General features: G+C 52.4%; 14 protein-coding genes and 1 pseudogene. 6 read left to right on the plus strand and 9 right to left on the minus strand.

Annotated elements, in window-relative coordinates; all coding sequences use genetic code 11:
- Positions 1-16: 16 nt before the first annotated feature.
- Complete coding sequence (locus ACJHX3_RS06980) at positions 17-958, minus strand: electron transfer flavoprotein subunit alpha/FixB family protein (RefSeq protein WP_094308471.1); 942 nt, start codon at positions 956-958, stop codon at positions 17-19.
- Between the two features lie 14 nt (positions 959-972).
- Positions 973-1743 (minus strand): electron transfer flavoprotein FixA, encoded by a 771-nt coding sequence (locus ACJHX3_RS06985; protein WP_000692217.1) that lies wholly within the window; start codon positions 1741-1743, stop codon positions 973-975.
- Positions 1744-2215: 472 nt separating this feature from the next.
- Between ACJHX3_RS06985 and caiT the strand changes: the two genes are divergently transcribed.
- The 6 genes from caiT (at position 2216) to caiE (ending at position 9355) form a co-directional block, all read left to right on the plus strand.
- Entirely contained in the window at positions 2216-3730 is a 1515-nt protein-coding gene (gene caiT / locus ACJHX3_RS06990; RefSeq protein WP_000787111.1) for an L-carnitine/gamma-butyrobetaine antiporter, read from the plus strand.
- Between the two features lie 30 nt (positions 3731-3760).
- Positions 3761-4903, plus strand: coding sequence for a crotonobetainyl-CoA dehydrogenase (caiA, locus tag ACJHX3_RS06995; protein WP_000347117.1), 1143 nt, complete (start codon positions 3761-3763; stop codon positions 4901-4903).
- Positions 4904-5020: 117 nt separating this feature from the next.
- Positions 5021-6238 carry an L-carnitine CoA-transferase gene (gene caiB, locus ACJHX3_RS07000; protein ID WP_094321719.1) on the plus strand — a complete coding sequence of 406 codons (1218 nt, stop codon included), beginning with the start codon at positions 5021-5023 and terminating at the stop codon, positions 6236-6238.
- A gap of 73 nt (positions 6239-6311) precedes the next feature.
- On the plus strand, positions 6312-7865 hold the full coding sequence (gene caiC, locus ACJHX3_RS07005) for a crotonobetaine/carnitine-CoA ligase (protein WP_064225944.1): 1554 nt from the start codon (positions 6312-6314) through the stop codon (positions 7863-7865).
- Positions 7866-7973: 108 nt separating this feature from the next.
- Positions 7974-8759 (plus strand): crotonobetainyl-CoA hydratase, encoded by a 786-nt coding sequence (gene caiD, locus ACJHX3_RS07010; protein ID WP_001295419.1) that lies wholly within the window; start codon positions 7974-7976, stop codon positions 8757-8759.
- A 5-nt stretch (positions 8760-8764) separates the two neighbouring features.
- Positions 8765-9355 carry a carnitine operon protein CaiE gene (caiE, locus tag ACJHX3_RS07015; RefSeq protein ID WP_000122881.1) on the plus strand — a complete coding sequence of 197 codons (591 nt, stop codon included), beginning with the start codon at positions 8765-8767 and terminating at the stop codon, positions 9353-9355.
- 118 nt (positions 9356-9473) lie between these two features.
- Here caiE and caiF read toward each other — a convergent pair whose 3' ends face one another.
- From caiF to fkpB, 7 genes and pseudogenes are all read right to left on the minus strand, one after another.
- On the minus strand, positions 9474-9869 hold the full coding sequence (gene caiF / locus ACJHX3_RS07020) for a carnitine metabolism transcriptional regulator CaiF (RefSeq protein ID WP_000333125.1): 396 nt from the start codon (positions 9867-9869) through the stop codon (positions 9474-9476).
- Between the two features lie 260 nt (positions 9870-10129).
- The gene (gene carB, locus ACJHX3_RS07025) at positions 10130-13348 is read right to left on the minus strand and encodes a carbamoyl-phosphate synthase large subunit (protein ID WP_001126362.1); all 3219 of its coding nucleotides are present in this window, start codon (positions 13346-13348) and stop codon (positions 10130-10132) included.
- Between the two features lie 17 nt (positions 13349-13365).
- Entirely contained in the window at positions 13366-14514 is a 1149-nt protein-coding gene (carA, locus tag ACJHX3_RS07030; protein WP_000597260.1) for a glutamine-hydrolyzing carbamoyl-phosphate synthase small subunit, read from the minus strand.
- Between the two features lie 455 nt (positions 14515-14969).
- Positions 14970-15791: a 4-hydroxy-tetrahydrodipicolinate reductase gene (gene dapB / locus ACJHX3_RS07035; protein ID WP_094308584.1), complete on the minus strand. Its 822-nt coding sequence runs from the start codon at positions 15789-15791 to the stop codon at positions 14970-14972.
- 166 nt (positions 15792-15957) lie between these two features.
- Positions 15958-16871 (minus strand): annotated as a pseudogene (gene rihC / locus ACJHX3_RS07040) (ribonucleoside hydrolase RihC).
- Positions 16872-16936: 65 nt separating this feature from the next.
- The gene (ispH, locus tag ACJHX3_RS07045) at positions 16937-17887 is read right to left on the minus strand and encodes a 4-hydroxy-3-methylbut-2-enyl diphosphate reductase (RefSeq protein ID WP_001166395.1); all 951 of its coding nucleotides are present in this window, start codon (positions 17885-17887) and stop codon (positions 16937-16939) included.
- Position 17888: 1 nt separating this feature from the next.
- The gene (gene fkpB, locus ACJHX3_RS07050) at positions 17889-18338 is read right to left on the minus strand and encodes an FKBP-type peptidyl-prolyl cis-trans isomerase (RefSeq protein ID WP_000004655.1); all 450 of its coding nucleotides are present in this window, start codon (positions 18336-18338) and stop codon (positions 17889-17891) included.
- Positions 18339-18407 lie beyond the last annotated feature (69 nt).

The raw sequence follows: 18407 nt of genomic DNA on the forward strand, positions 1-18407 counted from the left end.
GCCCTGCCAGAGTGGATCAACGCGCTAAAGCTGCGGTCAGTGCCGGAAGGATCTTCACGGCGTCGCCAACAATGCCGTAATCCGCGAACTGGAAGATCGGCGCATTTTTATCTTTGTTGATGGCGAAAATGGTTTGCGACGCGTTAGCACCAACCATGTGCTGGATCTGCCCGGAGATCCCCACCGCCAGGTACAGTTCAGGTTTCAGCATCAGGTTGGAGATACCGACATAGCGTTCGTGCTCCATCCATTTTTCGTTTTCCGCCACCGGACGAGAACAGGCCAGCTCCGCACCTATCGCCTTGCAAAGCTGTTCTGCCAGCGCAATGTTCTCTTTGCTGCCAATACCGCGACCGACGCTGACCACCAGACGGGCTTTGTCGAGATCGACGCTGTTGCTCTGGCGCGCCTGGGTTGCCGTGCGGGTAATCGCCACAGCCGGAGCCTGCCACTCCACGGTGTGCGTTTCGCCAGTGCGTGACGCGTCTGGCTGAGCCGCATCAAACGTGCCGCTGCTGATGGTCAGTACCGCATACGGCGTGGCAATGCGTTCTTCGCCAATCGCCAGACCGCCGTAAACCATGTGTTTCACTGTCGCTTTACCGTCCTGTACGCTGACGGTGCTGGCATCATTAGACACCGCCGCTTTAAGGCGATAACCCAGTTTTGCCGCCAGTAATTTGCCGCGACGGGTGTTTGGCAACAGCACCAGACCGTCTGCGCCGTGCTGGCGAATAGTGTCAGCCATGACACCGGCGTAATCTTCGATCATCCGATCGTCCGGTTTGCCGTTTAATTTCCAGACATGATTAGCGCCTAGCTGGATTGCCTGTGCGCCGTCGGCATCATTGAGGACAAAGGCATTGATTTGATTAGCTAAAGCCTGCGCACCATTCATCAGTTCCGGCAGACGAGAAGGGGTATCGCTGAATACCCAGACTTGAGAAAACGTGTTCATAGCATCCCCTGTAATTAAATGACTTTGCGAAGATTTTCAGCAAATGCGGCGATCTGTTCTTCGCCGTCGCCTTCAATCACGATGCGCTGACGCTCGCGCTGTTTCGGCGCGGCAACCTGTTGTTCTGACCAGGCTGCCTCTGCATTAAAACCGATATCCGCCGCCGACCATACCTGGACTGGCTTTTTCGCCGCGCCGAGAATGGCTTTCATCGAAGGAATTTGTGGGGAGTTGATATCAGTGGAAACAGCAACAACCGCAGGCAGCGGAATGCTTAAGGTTTCTGTTTCATCTTCCAGTTCGCGCTCAACGGTGAGGGTATCTGCCGTCAGGGAGATAATTTTGCTGACGCCGTTAACTGCCGGAATATTGAGGATTTCGCCTACCAGCAAACCAACCTGCTGGGCATAAAGGTCGGAAGAACCATCGCCACAGAGGATCAAATCAAAGCCTGCTTTCTGGGCGGCTGCAGCAAGTACGCTCGCCGTTTGTTGCGGCAGTGCCTGCTCGAACTGGTCATCAATCACCACAATCAGTTCATCCGGACCGCGCGATAGCACATCTTTACGCCCTTTGGCGTTGGTCAGGGCTTTACCGCCCACACTTAGGGCCGTCACCTGCGCCTCTGCTGCCTGTTGCTTTAGCTGGCAAGCCGCTTCAATAGCGTTGAGATCGTATTGGCTTATTTTGGCATCGGCTTTACTGAAGTCTAACGAACCATCAGCATTATTGACCGCAATATCCTGTTCATCAGGCACGCACTTATAGCAAGTAATAATCTTCATTGCATCTCCAGAAATCATGAAGGAAACGTCGTTCATATCGGTGGTGTTAATTACAGATATCACGCCCTTTAATTTGGAAATAAAACTTTAATCACCAATATTGAAAATGTCACACGCAGATAAATCCAACTTTCAATATTGTTAAGTCCCTCACCAATATTGAAAACATGGCGTAGCAAAAAGAAATTTTCAATATTGCTTTATGGATCACCAATATTGAAAGTCAGATGCTATTTTTTTACTCACAATCAAACTTATCACATTGATAAACAATGAATATTTACACAAAGACGCCCTGTTTTTACCCGATAAAAAACTGTGACTAACATCACAGAACGCAGCCAATTGAATACCCATTATGAGTTAGCCATTAACGCGTCCACGAGGTTAATAATAATTATATTAAATGTTAACAAAAATAAAACAAACGGGAACGCAAAATAAATATTCATTTTCACAGTGGAATTAACTCATGAAGAATGAAAAGAGAAAAACGGGAATAGAACCGAAGGTTTTCTTTCCGCCATTAATAATCGTCGGCATACTTTGTTGGCTTACAGTCAGAGATCTGGATGCAGCGAATGTCGTTATTAATGCTGTATTCAGTTACGTCACCAATGTATGGGGATGGGCATTTGAATGGTATATGGTAGTGATGCTTTTCGGTTGGTTCTGGCTGGTGTTTGGCCCGTATGCCAAAAAGCGTTTAGGTAACGAACCACCTGAATTTAGTACCGCCAGTTGGATCTTTATGATGTTCGCCTCCTGTACGTCTGCTGCCGTACTGTTCTGGGGATCGATTGAGATCTACTACTACATCTCCACCCCGCCGTTTGGCTTAGAACCGAACTCGACAGGGGCGAAAGAGTTGGGGCTGGCTTACAGCTTGTTCCACTGGGGACCTCTGCCGTGGGCCACTTACAGCTTCCTTTCAGTCGCCTTCGCTTACTTCTTCTTTGTCCGCAAAATGGAAGTGATTCGCCCCAGCTCGACACTAGTGCCGCTGGTAGGTGAAAAACACGCCAAAGGGTTGTTCGGCACTATCGTCGACAACTTCTATCTCGTCGCCTTGATCTTCGCGATGGGTACCAGTCTGGGCCTTGCCACGCCGCTGGTGACCGAGTGTATGCAATGGTTGTTTGGCATTCCGCATACCCTGCAACTGGACGCTATCATCATTACCTGCTGGATTATCCTCAACGCCATTTGCGTCGCTTGCGGTCTGCAAAAAGGGGTACGTATCGCCAGTGACGTGCGTAGTTACCTGAGCTTCCTGATGCTGGGTTGGGTGTTCATTGTCAGCGGTGCCAGCTTCATCATGAACTACTTCACCGATTCGGTGGGGATGTTGCTGATGTATCTGCCGCGCATGTTGTTCTATACCGATCCCATCGCTAAAGGCGGCTTCCCGCAGGGCTGGACCGTGTTCTACTGGGCATGGTGGGTGATTTACGCTATCCAGATGAGTATCTTCCTCGCCCGCATCTCCCGTGGTCGTACTGTGCGTGAACTGTGCTTCGGCATGGTGATGGGGCTGACAGCGTCAACCTGGATCCTGTGGACCGTGCTCGGTAGTAACACTCTGCTGTTGATGGATAAAAACATCATCAACATTCCAAATCTGATCGAACAGTACGGTGTGGCGCGCGCCATCATCGAAACCTGGGCCGCTCTGCCACTCAGCACCGCCACCATGTGGGGCTTCTTCATCCTCTGCTTTATTGCCACCGTTACGCTGGTTAACGCCTGCTCTTATACCCTGGCGATGTCCACTTGCCGCGAAGTACGCGATGGTGAAGAACCACCGCTGCTGGTGCGTATCGGCTGGTCAATTCTGGTTGGCATTATCGGTATTGTTTTGCTGGCGCTCGGCGGCCTGAAACCGATTCAAACTGCCATTATCGCCGGAGGATGCCCGCTGTTCTTCGTCAACATTATGGTGACGCTCTCCTTTATTAAAGACGCGAAACAGAACTGGAAAGATTAATTAACCCCCAAAATATCAAGAGGTTGAAAGATGGATTTTAATTTAAATGATGAGCAGGAACTGTTTGTCGCCGGTATCCGCGAACTGATGGCCAGCGAAAACTGGGAGGCCTATTTTGCCGAGTGCGACCGTGACAGCGTCTACCCGGAACGTTTTGTCAAAGCACTGGCGGATATGGGTATCGACAGTCTGCTGATCCCTGAAGAGCACGGTGGTCTGGACGCGGGGTTTGTTACTCTCGCCGCCGTGTGGATGGAGCTGGGACGTCTGGGGGCACCAACCTATGTGCTGTACCAGTTGCCGGGCGGGTTCAATACCTTCCTGCGCGAAGGCACACAAGAGCAGATCGACAAGATTATGGCTTTCCGCGGCACCGGTAAGCAGATGTGGAACTCAGCGATTACCGAACCGGGCGCGGGCTCCGACGTGGGTAGCCTGAAAACGACTTATACCCGTAGAAATGGTAAGATTTATCTTAATGGTAGTAAGTGTTTTATTACCAGCAGCGCCTACACCCCGTACATCGTTGTGATGGCGCGCGACGGGGCTTCTCCGGACAAACCTGTCTACACCGAATGGTTTGTTGATATGAGCAAACCGGGCATCAAAGTGACCAAACTTGAAAAGCTCGGTCTGCGTATGGATAGCTGCTGTGAAATCACCTTTGACGACGTGGAACTGGACGAGAAAGACATGTTCGGTCGGGAAGGTAACGGCTTTAACCGCGTCAAAGAAGAGTTCGACCATGAACGTTTCCTGGTAGCCCTGACCAACTACGGTACGGCGATGTGCGCCTTTGAAGATGCGGCGCGCTACGCCAACCAGCGCGTGCAGTTTGGCGAGGCTATTGGTCGTTTCCAGTTGATTCAGGAAAAATTCGCCCACATGGCGATCAAATTAAACTCCATGAAAAACATGCTGTATGAAGCAGCGTGGAAAGCAGACAACGGCACCATCACCTCTGGCGATGCAGCGATGTGCAAATACTTCTGCGCCAATGCGGCATTTGAAGTGGTGGATAGCGCAATGCAGGTGCTGGGCGGTGTCGGGATTGCGGGCAACCACCGCATCAGCCGCTTCTGGCGTGATCTGCGTGTAGACCGCGTCTCCGGGGGATCTGACGAAATGCAGATCCTGACGCTGGGTCGCGCGGTGCTGAAGCAATACCGCTAAGTCCGTGCGCTGCCTGATGCGACGCTGACGCGTCTTATCAGGCCTACGGTCGGCCGGATAAGGCGTTTACGCCACATCCGGCAGTCATGCGCTACATAAATTTTTCAGGAGCTAATAATGGATCATCTACCCATGCCGAAATTCGGGCCGCTGGCCGGATTGCGCGTTGTCTTCTCTGGTATCGAAATCGCCGGACCGTTTGCCGGGCAAATGTTCGCAGAATGGGGGGCGGTAGTTATCTGGATCGAGAACGTCGCCTGGGCCGACACCATTCGCGTTCAACCGAACTACCCGCAGCTCTCCCGCCGCAATTTGCACGCGCTGTCGTTAAATATTTTCAAAGATGAAGGCCGCGAAGCGTTTCTGAAATTAATGGAAACCACCGATATCTTCATCGAAGCCAGTAAAGGTCCGGCCTTTGCCCGTCGTGGCATTACCGATGAAGTCCTGTGGCAGCACAACCCGAAACTGGTTATCGCTCACCTGTCCGGTTTTGGTCAGTACGGCACCGAGGAGTACACCAATCTTCCGGCCTATAACACTATCGCCCAGGCCTTCAGTGGTTACCTGATTCAGAACGGTGATGTTGACCAGCCAATGCCTGCCTTCCCGTATACCGCCGATTACTTTTCTGGCCTGACCGCCACCACGGCGGCGCTGGCAGCATTGCATAAAGTGCGTGAAACCGGTAAAGGCGAAAGTATCGACATCGCCATGTATGAAGTGATGCTGCGTATGGGCCAGTACTTCATGATGGATTACTTCAACGGCGGCGAAATGTGCCCGCGCATGACCAAAGGTAAAGATCCCTACTACGCCGGTTGCGGTCTGTACAAATGCGCCGACGGCTACATCGTGATGGAACTGGTGGGCATTACCCAAATTGAAGAGTGTTTTAAAGATATTGGCCTCGCACATCTGCTTGGCACGCCAGAAATCCCGGAAGGCACTCAGCTTATCCACCGTATCGAATGCCCTTACGGCCCACTGGTAGAAGAGAAACTCGATGCCTGGCTGGCTGCACATACCATCGCAGAAGTTAAAGAACGCTTTGCCGAACTGAATATCGCCTGTGCCAAAGTACTGACCGTACCGGAACTGGAAAGCAATCCACAGTATGTGGCTCGCGAATCAATCACTCAGTGGCAAACGATGGATGGTCGCACCTGCAAGGGGCCGAATATCATGCCGAAATTCAAAAATAACCCCGGAAAAATCTGGCGCGGAATGCCCTCACATGGCATGGACACGGCTGCCATTTTGAAAAATATCGGCTACAGCGAAAACGACATTCAGGAGTTGGTCAGCAAAGGTCTGGCCAAAGTTGAGGACTAAACGCGTGGCGTCAGTCGGCTTGCCTGACTAGCGCCCGCCCAATAACAAACGAACAACAATGGATAGAGGTGCAATGGATATCATTGGCGGACAACATCTACGTCAAATGTGGGACGATCTGGCGGACGTTTACGGTCATAAAACGGCGCTGATTTGTGAATCCAGCAGCGGAGTCGTTAACCGGTATAGTTATCTTGAGTTAAATCAGGAGATTAACCGCACGGCAAACCTGTTTTATACGCTGGGGATTCGCAAAGGCGACAAGGTTGCTCTACATCTCGACAACTGCCCGGAATTTATCTTTTGCTGGTTCGGGCTGGCAAAAATTGGCGCGATTATGGTGCCGATTAACGCCCGCCTGTTACGCGAGGAAAGCGCGTGGATCCTGCAAAATAGCCAGGCGTGCCTGCTGGTGACCAGTGCGCAATTTTATCCTATGTATCAACAGATTCAGCAGGAAGATGCCTCTCAGTTGCGGCACATTTGCCTGACAGATGTGGCACTTCCCGCTGATGATGGCGTGAGTTCGTTTACTCAACTGAAAAATCAACAACCTGCCACCTTGTGCTATGCACCGCCGCTATCGACTGACGATACGGCGGAAATTCTCTTCACCTCCGGCACTACCTCCCGACCGAAAGGTGTGGTGATTACCCATTACAACCTGCGCTTCGCTGGATATTACTCCGCCTGGCAGTGTGCACTGCGTGACGATGACGTCTACCTGACGGTAATGCCTGCGTTTCATATTGACTGCCAGTGTACTGCGGCGATGGCGGCGTTTTCTGCCGGGGCCACCTTTGTGCTGGTCGAGAAATACAGCGCCCGCGCCTTCTGGGGACAGGTGCAGAAGTACCGCGCCACCATTACCGAATGTATTCCGATGATGATTCGTACGTTGATGGTGCAGCCGCCTTCAGCGAACGATCGGCAACACTGCCTGCGGGAAGTGATGTTTTATCTCAACCTGTCGGAGCAGGAAAAAGACGCGTTTTGTGAACGCTTCAGCGTTCGCTTGCTGACGTCTTATGGGATGACGGAAACCATTGTGGGCATTATCGGCGATCGCCCTGGCGATAAACGACGCTGGCCGTCGATTGGTCGGGCGGGCTTTTGCTACGAAGCGGAGATCCGCGACGATCACAATCGTCCCCTCCCGGCTGGTGAGCTCGGTGAAATCTGTATTAAAGGCGTACCAGGGAAAACCATCTTCAAAGAGTATTTTCTCAACCCGAAAGCCACTGCGAAAGTACTGGAAGCCGATGGCTGGCTACATACCGGCGATACCGGATACCGCGACGAAGAGGGCTTTTTTTATTTCGTCGATCGCCGCTGCAATATGATCAAACGCGGTGGCGAGAATGTCTCCTGCGTGGAGCTGGAAAATATCATCGCCACCCATCCAAAAATTCAGGACATCGTGGTTGTGGGTATTAAAGATTCGATACGCGATGAAGCCATCAAAGCATTTGTGGTGCTGAATGAAGGTGAAACATTGAGCGAAGAGGAATTTTTCCGCTTCTGCGAACAAAATATGGCGAAATTTAAAGTGCCCTCTTATCTGGAGATCAGAAAAGATCTGCCACGTAATTGCTCGGGGAAAATAATTAGAAAGAATCTTAAATAAATGAAACGGCAGGGAACTACCCTGCCAGCTAATAATCACGCTCTAAAACAATATGCATTTTTTGCAGAGATGTTGTCGTCCCTGAAAAAGCAAAAATGGAGAAAAGGAATGAGTGAATCATTACATCTGACCCGCAATGGATCAATTCTGGAAATTACCCTTGATCGCCCAAAAGCGAATGCTATTGATGCAAAAACCAGCTTTGAAATGGGCGAAGTATTTCTAAATTTCCGTGACGATCCGCAATTACGTGTCGCCATTATTACCGGTGCCGGAGAGAAATTCTTTTCCGCGGGCTGGGATTTAAAAGCGGCAGCAGAAGGCGAAGCACCGGATGCTGACTTTGGCCCGGGTGGTTTTGCGGGATTAACCGAAATTTTCAATCTCGACAAACCAGTTATCGCCGCTGTGAACGGCTACGCCTTTGGCGGCGGCTTTGAACTGGCACTGGCGGCAGATTTTATTGTCTGTGCCGATAACGCCAGCTTCGCCCTGCCGGAAGCCAAACTGGGCATCGTTCCTGACAGCGGCGGCGTGCTGCGTCTGCCGAAGATCCTGCCGCCTGCCATCGTCAATGAAATGGTGATGACCGGCAGACGAATGGGCGCAGAAGAGGCGCTGCGTTGGGGGATAGTCAACCGCGTGGTTAGCCAGGCGGAACTGATGGATAACGCCCGCGAACTGGCGCAGCAGCTGGTTAACAGCGCTCCGCTGGCGATTGCGGCGCTGAAAGAGATCTACCGCACCACCAGCGAAATGCCGGTAGAAGAAGCGTATCGCTATATTCGCAGCGGCGTGTTGAAACACTATCCGTCGGTTCTGCATTCGGAAGATGCCATTGAAGGGCCGCTGGCGTTTGCCGAGAAGCGCGATCCGGTGTGGAAAGGACGTTAACAACCGTGAGCTATTACGCCTTTGAGGGGTTAATTCCGGTGGTTCACCCGACGGCGTTTGTCCATCCCAGTGCAGTATTGATTGGCGATGTGATTGTGGGAGCCGGTGTCTACATCGGCCCACTCGCCTCACTGCGTGGTGACTACGGGCGGTTGATCGTGCAAGCGGGAGCCAATATTCAGGATGGCTGCATTATGCATGGCTACTGCGACACTGACACCATCGTTGGGGAAAACGGCCATATCGGGCACGGAGCGATCCTGCATGGTTGTGTGATTGGTCGCGATGCATTGGTCGGGATGAACAGCGTGATTATGGATGGCGCGGTCATTGGCGAAGAGAGCATTGTTGCCGCCATGAGCTTTGTCAAAGCGGGCTTTCGCGGCGAGAAACGCCAGTTGTTGATGGGTACGCCAGCCCGCGCTGTACGCAGCGTGAGTGACGACGAGTTACACTGGAAACGGTTGAATACCAAAGAGTATCAGGATCTTGTCGGGCGCTGTCATGCATCGTTACATGAAACGCAGCCACTGAGGCAAATGGAGGAAAATCGCCCCCGTTTGCAGGGGACGACGGATGTGATGCCGAAACGGTGATCTTTCCGGATGCGGCGTAAACGCCTTATCCGACCTGGCTGGAAAGCAATCGTAGGCCGGATAAGATGCGCCAGCATCGCATCCGGCGATCAGGTCGCACGGTATCAACGAGATAAAATTAACGACGCATACTCTTTGACAACATCATCTGCCACTTCTGCTCGCGGTTAAGTTCCGTGAGCGGAACGGCAGGAATACGCGGCGTCTTTCTTACGCCGACTAATTTTTCCCGACTGTTATTGCGCAGGCGCGCGTAAATTTGCTCATCGATATCGACCACTTTAACCAGTCGCTGACACTGGCATCCCCGCCCTTCCAGCTTATTAGGGATCATCTTAACTTCGCAGCTTATTTCTGTGACTTCCGACAGAATATAAGTCAGGGTATTAACCGCCTTGCTGTGTTCAATATCGAAATGAATAGAGATCTCTCTTGCTATCACCCACCGATTTTCAGCCATCATCCATTCGGCGATTAACAAGTAGAGTGGTTTTTCAACATATCCTTCACACATACGAACTCCAGTTTCACAAATTAAAAGTCTGGCTATGACTCGTTTTGAAGCAATTAAACAAGGCCATATTAAAATTGTGGATATATCGATAGTATGCAACTTCACCGTCGATAAGTGTGAGCTAAATCCTGCTTATGTCATCAAAAATATCGATTCCCCAAAAGATTTACTTAATGGGCAAAAAAAACGGTCCTCATCAGAGAACCGTATTAGTTATTCGATCAAATTAGCGGATGAAAAATATCCGCCATGACACGCTATTATTTGATCTGCGCGTGCATTTCCTGCACCGAAATTACTTTTTCAGTCGCATCGGCATTCAGCGCCATCGCGGTAGCGAAACCACCGTTCAGGGTGGTGTCATAATGCACTTTATATTGCAGCGCACTGCGACGGATCACGCGGGAGTCTTCAATCGCACGACGGCCTGAGGTGGTGTTGATGATGTAGGTATATTCGCCATTCTTGATACGGTCCTGAATGTGCGGACGACCTTCATGCACCTTGTTCACCAGACGCGGATTAATGCCTGCTTCGCCCAGCACAATCGCCGTGCCGTGGGTCGCATCCAGCTCGAAGCCCTGTTTCAGCAGTTTTGCCGCCAGGTCCACCACGCGTTCTTTGTCGCCTTCGCGCACGGAAAGCAGCGCACGACCGTGTTTCTTCATGGTGGAGTTGCTGCCCAGCTGCGCTTTGGCGAACGCTTCAGCGAAGGTGCGGCCCACGCCCATGACTTCCCCGGTAGAGCGCATTTCTGGCCCTAACAGCGGGTCAACGCCCGGGAATTTATTGAACGGCAGCACCACTTCTTTCACCGAGTAGTACGGAGGGATAACTTCTTTGGTTACGCCCTGCTCGGCCAGCGTTTTGCCTGCCATCACGCGCGCCGCCACTTTCGCCAGCGGTACGCCGGTGGCTTTGGAGACGAACGGAACGGTACGCGCCGCACGCGGGTTAACTTCAATCAGGTAGACTTCGTTGTTTTTAACCGCAAACTGCACGTTCATCAGGCCGCGCACCTGCAATTCGAAGGCCAGTTTCTGCACCTGCTGGCGCATCACATCCTGAATTTCCTGACTTAAAGTGTAGGCTGGTAGCGAACATGCAGAGTCACCGGAGTGCACGCCCGCCTGCTCGATGTGCTCCATGATGCCGCCAATCAGCACCATTTCACCGTCGCAGATGGCATCCACGTCAACTTCTACTGCGTCATCAAGGAAATGATCCAGCAACACTGGCGCATCGTTAGACACGCTAACCGCCGTCTGGAAGTAGCGACGCAGGTCAGCTTCGTCATAGACGATTTCCATCGCCCGACCGCCGAGAACGTAAGACGGACGTACCACCAGCGGGTAGCCAATCTCTTTCGCTTTCTCAACCGCCATTTCGATGGTGGTAACGGTGGCGTTCGCCGGTTGTTTCAGTTTCAGACGCTCAACCGCATGCTGGAAGCGTTCACGGTCTTCCGCACGGTCGATGGCATCCGGGCTGGTACCGATAACCGGTACGCCAGCAGCTTCCAGCGCGCGCGCCAGTTTCAGCGGGGTCTGACCGCCGTACTGGACGATAACGCCTTTCGGCTTCTCAATACGCACAATTTCCAGCACGTCTTCCAGAGTTACCGGCTCGAAGTAGAGGCGGTCGGAAGTGTCGTAATCAGTGGAGACGGTTTCCGGGTTACAGTTAACCATAATGGTTTCGTAACCGTCTTCGCGCAGCGCCAGTGAGGCGTGTACGCAACAGTAGTCGAATTCGATACCCTGACCGATACGGTTCGGGCCGCCGCCGAGGACCATGATTTTGTCACGGTCAGATGGGTTGGATTCGCACTCTTCTTCATAAGTGGAGTACATATAAGCGGTGTCGGTAGCGAACTCTGCCGCACAGGTATCCACGCGCTTGTAAACCGGGTGCAGGTCATACTGGTCACGCAGCTTACGGATTTCTGCTTCACGCACGCCCGCGAGTTTTGCCAGACGCGCGTCGGCAAAGCCTTTGCGTTTCAGCTGGCGCAGGAAGTCAGCGTTCAGGCCAGTGATGCCCACTTCTGCGACTTTCTCTTCCAGACGCACCAGTTCTTCAATTTGTACCAGGAACCAGCGGTCAATGTTGGTCAGGTTGAACACGCCGTCTACAGACAGGCCCGCTCGGAAGGCATCAGCGATATACCAGATACGCTCTGCGCCAGCGTCTTTCAGCTCGCGGCGGATTTTAGTCAGCGCTTCCGGATCATCGAGGCTGACTTTCGGGTCGAAGCCAGTTGCGCCCACTTCCAGGCCGCGCAGCGCTTTTTGCAGGGATTCCTGCTGCGTGCGACCAATCGCCATCACTTCGCCAACCGATTTCATCTGAGTGGTCAGACGGTCGTTCGCCCCGGCGAATTTCTCGAAGTTGAAGCGAGGAATTTTGGTGACCACGTAGTCGATGGACGGCTCGAAGGAGGCCGGAGTACGCCCACCGGTGATGTCGTTCATCAGTTCGTCGAGGGTGTAACCCACCGCCAGTTTCGCCGCCACTTTAGCAATCGGGAAGCCGGTCGCTTTCGACGCCAGCGCCGAAGAACGCGACACGCGCGGGTTCATTTCGATAACAATCAAGCGACCGTTTTTCGGATTCACCGCAAACTGGACGTTGGAACCACCGGTTTCAACGCCGATTTCACGCAGCACCGCCATCGAGGCGTTACGCATGATTTGATATTCTTTGTCGGTCAGCGTTTGGGCTGGCGCGACAGTGATGGAGTCACCGGTATGGATGCCCATCGCATCGAAGTTTTCGATAGAGCAGACGATGATGCAGTTGTCGTTTTTATCGCGCACCACTTCCATCTCGTACTCTTTCCAGCCGATCAGCGACTCATCAATCAGCAACTCTTTGGTCGGAGAGAGATCCAGACCGCGGGCGCAAATTTCTTCAAACTCTTCGCGGTTATAAGCGATACCGCCGCCGCTACCGCCCATGGTAAAGGATGGGCGAATAATGCACGGGAAGCCCACGTCAGCGGCAACCGCCAGCGCTTCTTCCATGGTGTGCGCGATACCGGAACGCGCGGTTTCGAGGCCGATTTTCTTCATCGCCACGTCGAAACGGCGGCGGTCTTCTGCTTTATCAATCGCGTCGGCGGTGGCACCAATCATGGTGACGCCGAACTCTTCCAACACGCCCTGACGTTCCAGCTCCAGCGCGCAGTTCAGCGCCGTCTGACCGCCCATGGTTGGCAGCACCGCGTCCGGGCGCTCTTTTTCAATAATCTTGCGTACCACTTCCCAGTGAATCGGCTCGATGTAGGTGGCATCAGCCATTTCCGGGTCGGTCATGATGGTCGCCGGGTTGGAGTTCACCAGAATGACGCGGTAACCCTCTTCACGCAGGGCTTTACACGCTTGCGCGCCAGAGTAGTCAAACTCACACGCCTGACCGATAACAATCGGGCCCGCACCCAGAATCAGGATACTTTTTATATCTGTACGTTTTGGCATGGCTCTTTTACTCCTGATTACTTAGCGGTTTTACGGTACTGCTCAATTAACTCGATAAAGTGGTCAAACAACGGCGCGGCGTCGTGTGGACCAGGGCTGGCTTCCGGGTGTCCCTGGAAGCTGAACGCCGGTTTATCGGTACGATGAATGCCCTGTAACGTACCGTCGAACAGGGATTTATGTGTGACACGCAGGTTTGCAGGTAATGTTGCTTCATCCACCGCAAAACCGTGGTTCTGGGCGGTGATCATCACCACGTTTTTCTCAACATCTTTAACCGGATGGTTGCCGCCGTGGTGACCAAATTTCATTTTGACAGTCTTCGCACCGCTCGCCAGCGCCAGCAGCTGATGACCGAGGCAGATGCCGAATACCGGAATATCGGTTTCGAGGAATTTCTGGATGGCGGTAATGGCGTAATCGCATGGGGCCGGGTCGCCAGGACCGTTGGAGAGGAAGATGCCGTCTGGATTCATTTTCAGCACGTCTTCCGCAGAAGTTTGCGCCGGAACGATGGTCAGGCGACAGCCTCTATCCACCAGCATCCGCAGGATGTTGCGCTTGGCACCAAAATCATAAGCCACGACGTGGAACGGCAGCTCGTCTTCTTTTTTCGCTTCTGGCAGGCCGCCGGTCAACGTCCAGCTCCCTTGTGTCCAGCTATAGGCTTCTGCGGTGGTCACTTCTTTTGCCAGATCCATGCCGTTCAGACCTGGGAACGCGCGGGCTTTTTCTAATGCCAGCGCCGCATCCGGGTTATCGCCTGCGATAATGCAGCCATTCTGTGCGCCTTTCTCGCGCAGTAAACGCGTCAGCTTACGGGTATCGATATCGGCAATCGCCACGATGTTATGGCGCTTCAGATAAGAAGAGAGGTCTTCGGTATTACGGAAGTTGCTGGCAATCAGCGGCAGGTCGCGAATCACCAGACCTTGTGCATGTACCTGAGAAGATTCTTCATCGGCGTCATTAGTGCCGACATTGCCAATATGGGGATAAGTAAGAGTAACGATTTGACGAGAATAGGAAGGATCAGTGAGGATTTCTTGATAACCGGTCATTGAAGTATTGAAAACGACTTCCCCAACCGCCGAACCTGTTGCCCCTATGGCCCGACCGTGAAACTGGGTTCCGTCTTCCAGAACCAATAGCGCTGACTTAATCAAAACACCCTCCAGAGAATATTCACTCACTTTATTTGCATATTAATTCACAATGATGACGTAAATCAATGCAAATCTGCTTACCGACGAATTTCTGGCAAACGGCGGCATTCTGGAGATATGGGCGCTAAAAGTCAACTTAATGGCGGGATTTTTTATATTATTTTGTGGCTCATGCATGTTTTACAGGCATTAAGCGACAAAAAGATCATATAACATGTTCTGGAAAACGCTTGCGCAGCAAGAAGATTGCATGAAATAAAAATGAGCAGAAAAAAGTGGACCAGATGGTCAAAATTTACATTAAAACAACAAAAACAGAAGACAAAACATGTAATTTTCAGCACTTGCATTAAATTTAAAAGCATAACACCAAAAATAAAAGGGCCAAAAATTAAAGCCCTTTATATTCAATGCATTAAATGTGTTATTTTTGCATCACTATAAATATTTTGTGGTTACAGATTATTGAGATCAAGCACATCTCGCATATCAAAAAGACCACTTTCCTTACCACTCAACCACAAAGCCGATCTTACCGCACCGTTAGCAAATGTCATGCGGCTGGATGCCTTATGGGTGATCTCCAGACGCTCGCCAATATCGGCAAACATCGCGGTATGTTCACCAACGATGTCACCTGCACGCACGGTGGCAAAACCAATGGTGCCAAGCACACGTTCACCGGTATGGCCTTCACGACTGTAGACCGCGCAATCTTTCAGATCTTTATCCAGAGCGTGGGCGATCGCCTCTCCCATTGCCAGTGCGGTGCCTGACGGCGCATCAACTTTATGTCTATGATGTGCTTCAATAATTTCGATATCGGTGTAGTCACCCATCACTTTGGCTGCTTTCTCCAGCAGCTTAAGCATGACGTTAACGCCAACGCTAAAATTGGCGGCAAAGACAATCGCAATATCGGCGGCGGCGTCACGAATCGCCTGTTTACCGGCTTCGTCAAACCCCGTAGTGCCGATCACCATCCCTTTGCCATGCTGGCGACAAAAAGCGAGATGCTTCAGCGTACCTTCCGGACGGGTAAAATCGATAAACACATCAAAATCATCTTTTATCGCATCAAGGCTGCTTTGCACAGTAACGCCTGTTTTTCCTGCACCCGCCAGCTCACCGGCGTCGCTGCCCAGTAAAGAAGATCCTTCGCGCTCCAGCGCCGCGCCCAGCTGCACGCCCTCTAATGCCAGCGCCGCCTGAATCAACTGGCGGCCCATACGCCCCCCGGCTCCCGCGATGGCAACGCGGATGTTTGCATCATGCATAGCTATTCTCTTTTGTTAATTTGCATAGACCGTTTTCAGAGTAACCAGCGCATCGCTACGCCGCCAGCCAAAAACGCTGATAATTAGAAATTAATGATAAACAGGGAGAGATATCAGTGAAAGGCATGAGTCGATGAATGACTGCATGCCGATAACATGTGACAGGTTACGGCACCAGAGCCAGCACCTCAGCTACCCACTGCTGGAAGCCTTTTACATTCAGATCCAATGCCACCTGTACATTGGCTGGTTTGCCCAGGCAACCGTCGATATCAACCACCGTCGTGCCAGAGGTAAATTCGCCCTGCGTTTCCACTGCCACAAAACACGGCTTGAGAGTGAACAGGTCCGGGCGCACCAGCCAGGCGATGGCGCAGAGATCGTGCATTCGCAGTCCACTTTGCATACTGCCGCTACGGTAGTGACTAAACAGGGCGTGGAGCATTTTTCCGGTGCGATTCAACTCCGGCAAGGTAGCGAGATAGTCAGGGGTTAATATTGCCTGATTGGTGACATCCAGACCGCACATGACGATTTCGATGCCGCTACGGAAGACACAGGCTGCCGCTTCTGGATCGGCAGCGATATTAAACTCGGCGTTTGGTGTGCAGTTGCCGCGACCAGCAGAACCGCCCATGATCACCAGACGACGAATATACGGTTTACATTCCGGGCATTGTGAAAGTAACAGCGCAATATTGGTTAACGGGCCGATGGCCACCAGGGTAACAGGTTCTGGTGCACGCATCAGGGCATCACGAATCGCCAGAAACGCTGGTATCCCGAGTGGCTTTCGGTTGTGCTCAACAAAGTGTAGCCAGCCATTCCCGATTCGCCGTGCACAGATGCTGCATCACGCGGTGCGCGTACCAGCGGCACAGCGGCTCCCTGGGCGAGCGGAATCTCCGCATTCCAGAAATGCAGCAGTTGCAGGGCGTTGCGGGTGGTTTTTTCAACCGAGACATTACCCGCGACGGTGGTCATCAGTTGCAGGTCGAGTTCGGGGGCAAAAATCGCGGCGGCAATGGCGACGGCATCGTCAATGCCGGGGTCAGTATCGAGGAAGATAGGTAAACGCATGTTTTCTCCATAAAAAATGCCGGTAACAAGACCGGCATTTTCGCATAACTTAGGCTGCTAATGACTTAATCGACTTCACGAATATCGACACGCAGCTCTTTCGGCACTTCGAAAACAATGTTTTCTTCACGGCCTTCCAGCGGAATGGCTTCACCACCACCCAGCTGCTGCAAACGTGCCACCACATTCTGCACCAGAATATCCGGAGCCGATGCGCCCGCAGTCACGCCGACGCATTTAACCTCTTTCACCCACTCTTCCTGGATATCTTTCGCATCGTCAATCAAAAACGCGCGTTTGCCCATACGCTGGGCCAGCTCCGCCAGACGGTTGGAGTTGGAGGAGTTTTTCGAACCGACCACCAACACAACTTCCGCCTGTTCTGCCAGGGCGCGTACCGCTTCCTGACGGTTAGTCGTGGCGTAGCAGATGTCATCTTTGCGCGGACCGACAATTTTCGGGAAGCGTTTGCGCAGCGCGTCGATCACATCAGACGTGTCATCCACCGACAGCGTGGTTTGGGTCATAAAGGAGAGCTTCTCTTCGTTTTTGACCGTCAGTTTCCACACATCGTCTGGCGATTCGACCAGATACATTCCCCCTTCCGGGTTGCTGTACTGACCCATTGTCCCTTCCACTTCCGGGTGACCGGCGTGGCCGATGAGAATAGATTCTTCGCCACGGCGACTGGCGCGGGCGACTTCCATATGCACTTTGGTCACCAGCGGACAGGTGGCGTCGAATACCGTCAAATCACGGCTTTTCGCTTCGTTACGTACCGCCTGAGAAACACCGTGTGCGGAGAAAATCAGGATCGCGCCGTCCGGTACTTCGCTAATCTGCTCAATAAAGATAGCCCCACGCTCGCGCAGGCTATCGACCACATAGCGGTTATGCACCACTTCATGACGGACATATATCGGTGCGCCGTAAATGGCCAGCGCGTTTTCAACAATGCTGATAGCGCGGTCTACCCCGGCACAAAAACCACGCGGGTTGGCCAACAGGATCTGCATGTTACGCCTCCAGTGCCGGATCGATTTCCAGCACTTCAATATCAAAATGAACGGTCTGCCCGGCCAGCGGATGGTTGAAATCAACGGTAATAGAGTCGCCGTTAATTTCGCGGATCACGCCAGGCATCTCACTGCCATCCATTGCGGTAAAAAGCATGATTGCGCCAATTTCTGGCTCGCCTGCATCCATAAATTCACGGCGGGAGAAGTACTGAATCAGGTCCGGTGACGGCACGCCAAACGCCGCATCGGGCTCCAGCGAGAAGGTGGTTTTATCGCCCACTTTCAGCCCCAACAGGTGTTGCTCCAGCCCTTCAGAAAGAGAAGCATCGCCCAGGCGGAACAGCGCCGGTTTACCGTTGTTGCGGGTAGACTCGGCGGTGGTGCCATCGTCGAGTTTTAGCGTGAAATGCACCAGGACGGCGCTATTGCTCTGTACAGATTCAGACATGCAGGTTTGCTCTTATATTTTGAGGATTTTTGCCGGATGCGGTCTACGATTTCGCAGCAATCTGTAGGC

The sequence above is a fragment of the Escherichia sp. WS1265 genome, assembly GCF_046487585.1.
Taxonomy (GTDB): Bacteria; Pseudomonadota; Gammaproteobacteria; order Enterobacterales; family Enterobacteriaceae; genus Escherichia; species Escherichia coli.

Bases quoted from the DNA above. Each gene is read 5' to 3' on its own strand.
- ACJHX3_RS06980 (WP_094308471.1), bottom strand. From the start codon at position 958: ATGAACACGTTTTCTCAAGTCTGGGTATTCAGCGATACCCCTTCTCGT.
- ACJHX3_RS06985 (WP_000692217.1), bottom strand. From the start codon at position 1,743: ATGAAGATTATTACTTGCTATAAGTGCGTGCCTGATGAACAGGATATT.
- caiT (WP_000787111.1), top strand. From the start codon at position 2,216: ATGAAGAATGAAAAGAGAAAAACGGGAATAGAACCGAAGGTTTTCTTT.
- caiA (WP_000347117.1), top strand. From the start codon at position 3,761: ATGGATTTTAATTTAAATGATGAGCAGGAACTGTTTGTCGCCGGTATC.
- caiB (WP_094321719.1), top strand. From the start codon at position 5,021: ATGGATCATCTACCCATGCCGAAATTCGGGCCGCTGGCCGGATTGCGC.
- caiC (WP_064225944.1), top strand. From the start codon at position 6,312: ATGGATATCATTGGCGGACAACATCTACGTCAAATGTGGGACGATCTG.
- caiD (WP_001295419.1), top strand. From the start codon at position 7,974: ATGAGTGAATCATTACATCTGACCCGCAATGGATCAATTCTGGAAATT.
- caiF (WP_000333125.1), bottom strand. From the start codon at position 9,869: ATGTGTGAAGGATATGTTGAAAAACCACTCTACTTGTTAATCGCCGAA.
- carB (WP_001126362.1), bottom strand. From the start codon at position 13,348: ATGCCAAAACGTACAGATATAAAAAGTATCCTGATTCTGGGTGCGGGC.
- dapB (WP_094308584.1), bottom strand. From the start codon at position 15,791: ATGCATGATGCAAACATCCGCGTTGCCATCGCGGGAGCCGGGGGGCGT.
- ispH (WP_001166395.1), bottom strand. From the start codon at position 17,887: ATGCAGATCCTGTTGGCCAACCCGCGTGGTTTTTGTGCCGGGGTAGAC.
- fkpB (WP_000004655.1), bottom strand. From the start codon at position 18,338: ATGTCTGAATCTGTACAGAGCAATAGCGCCGTCCTGGTGCATTTCACG.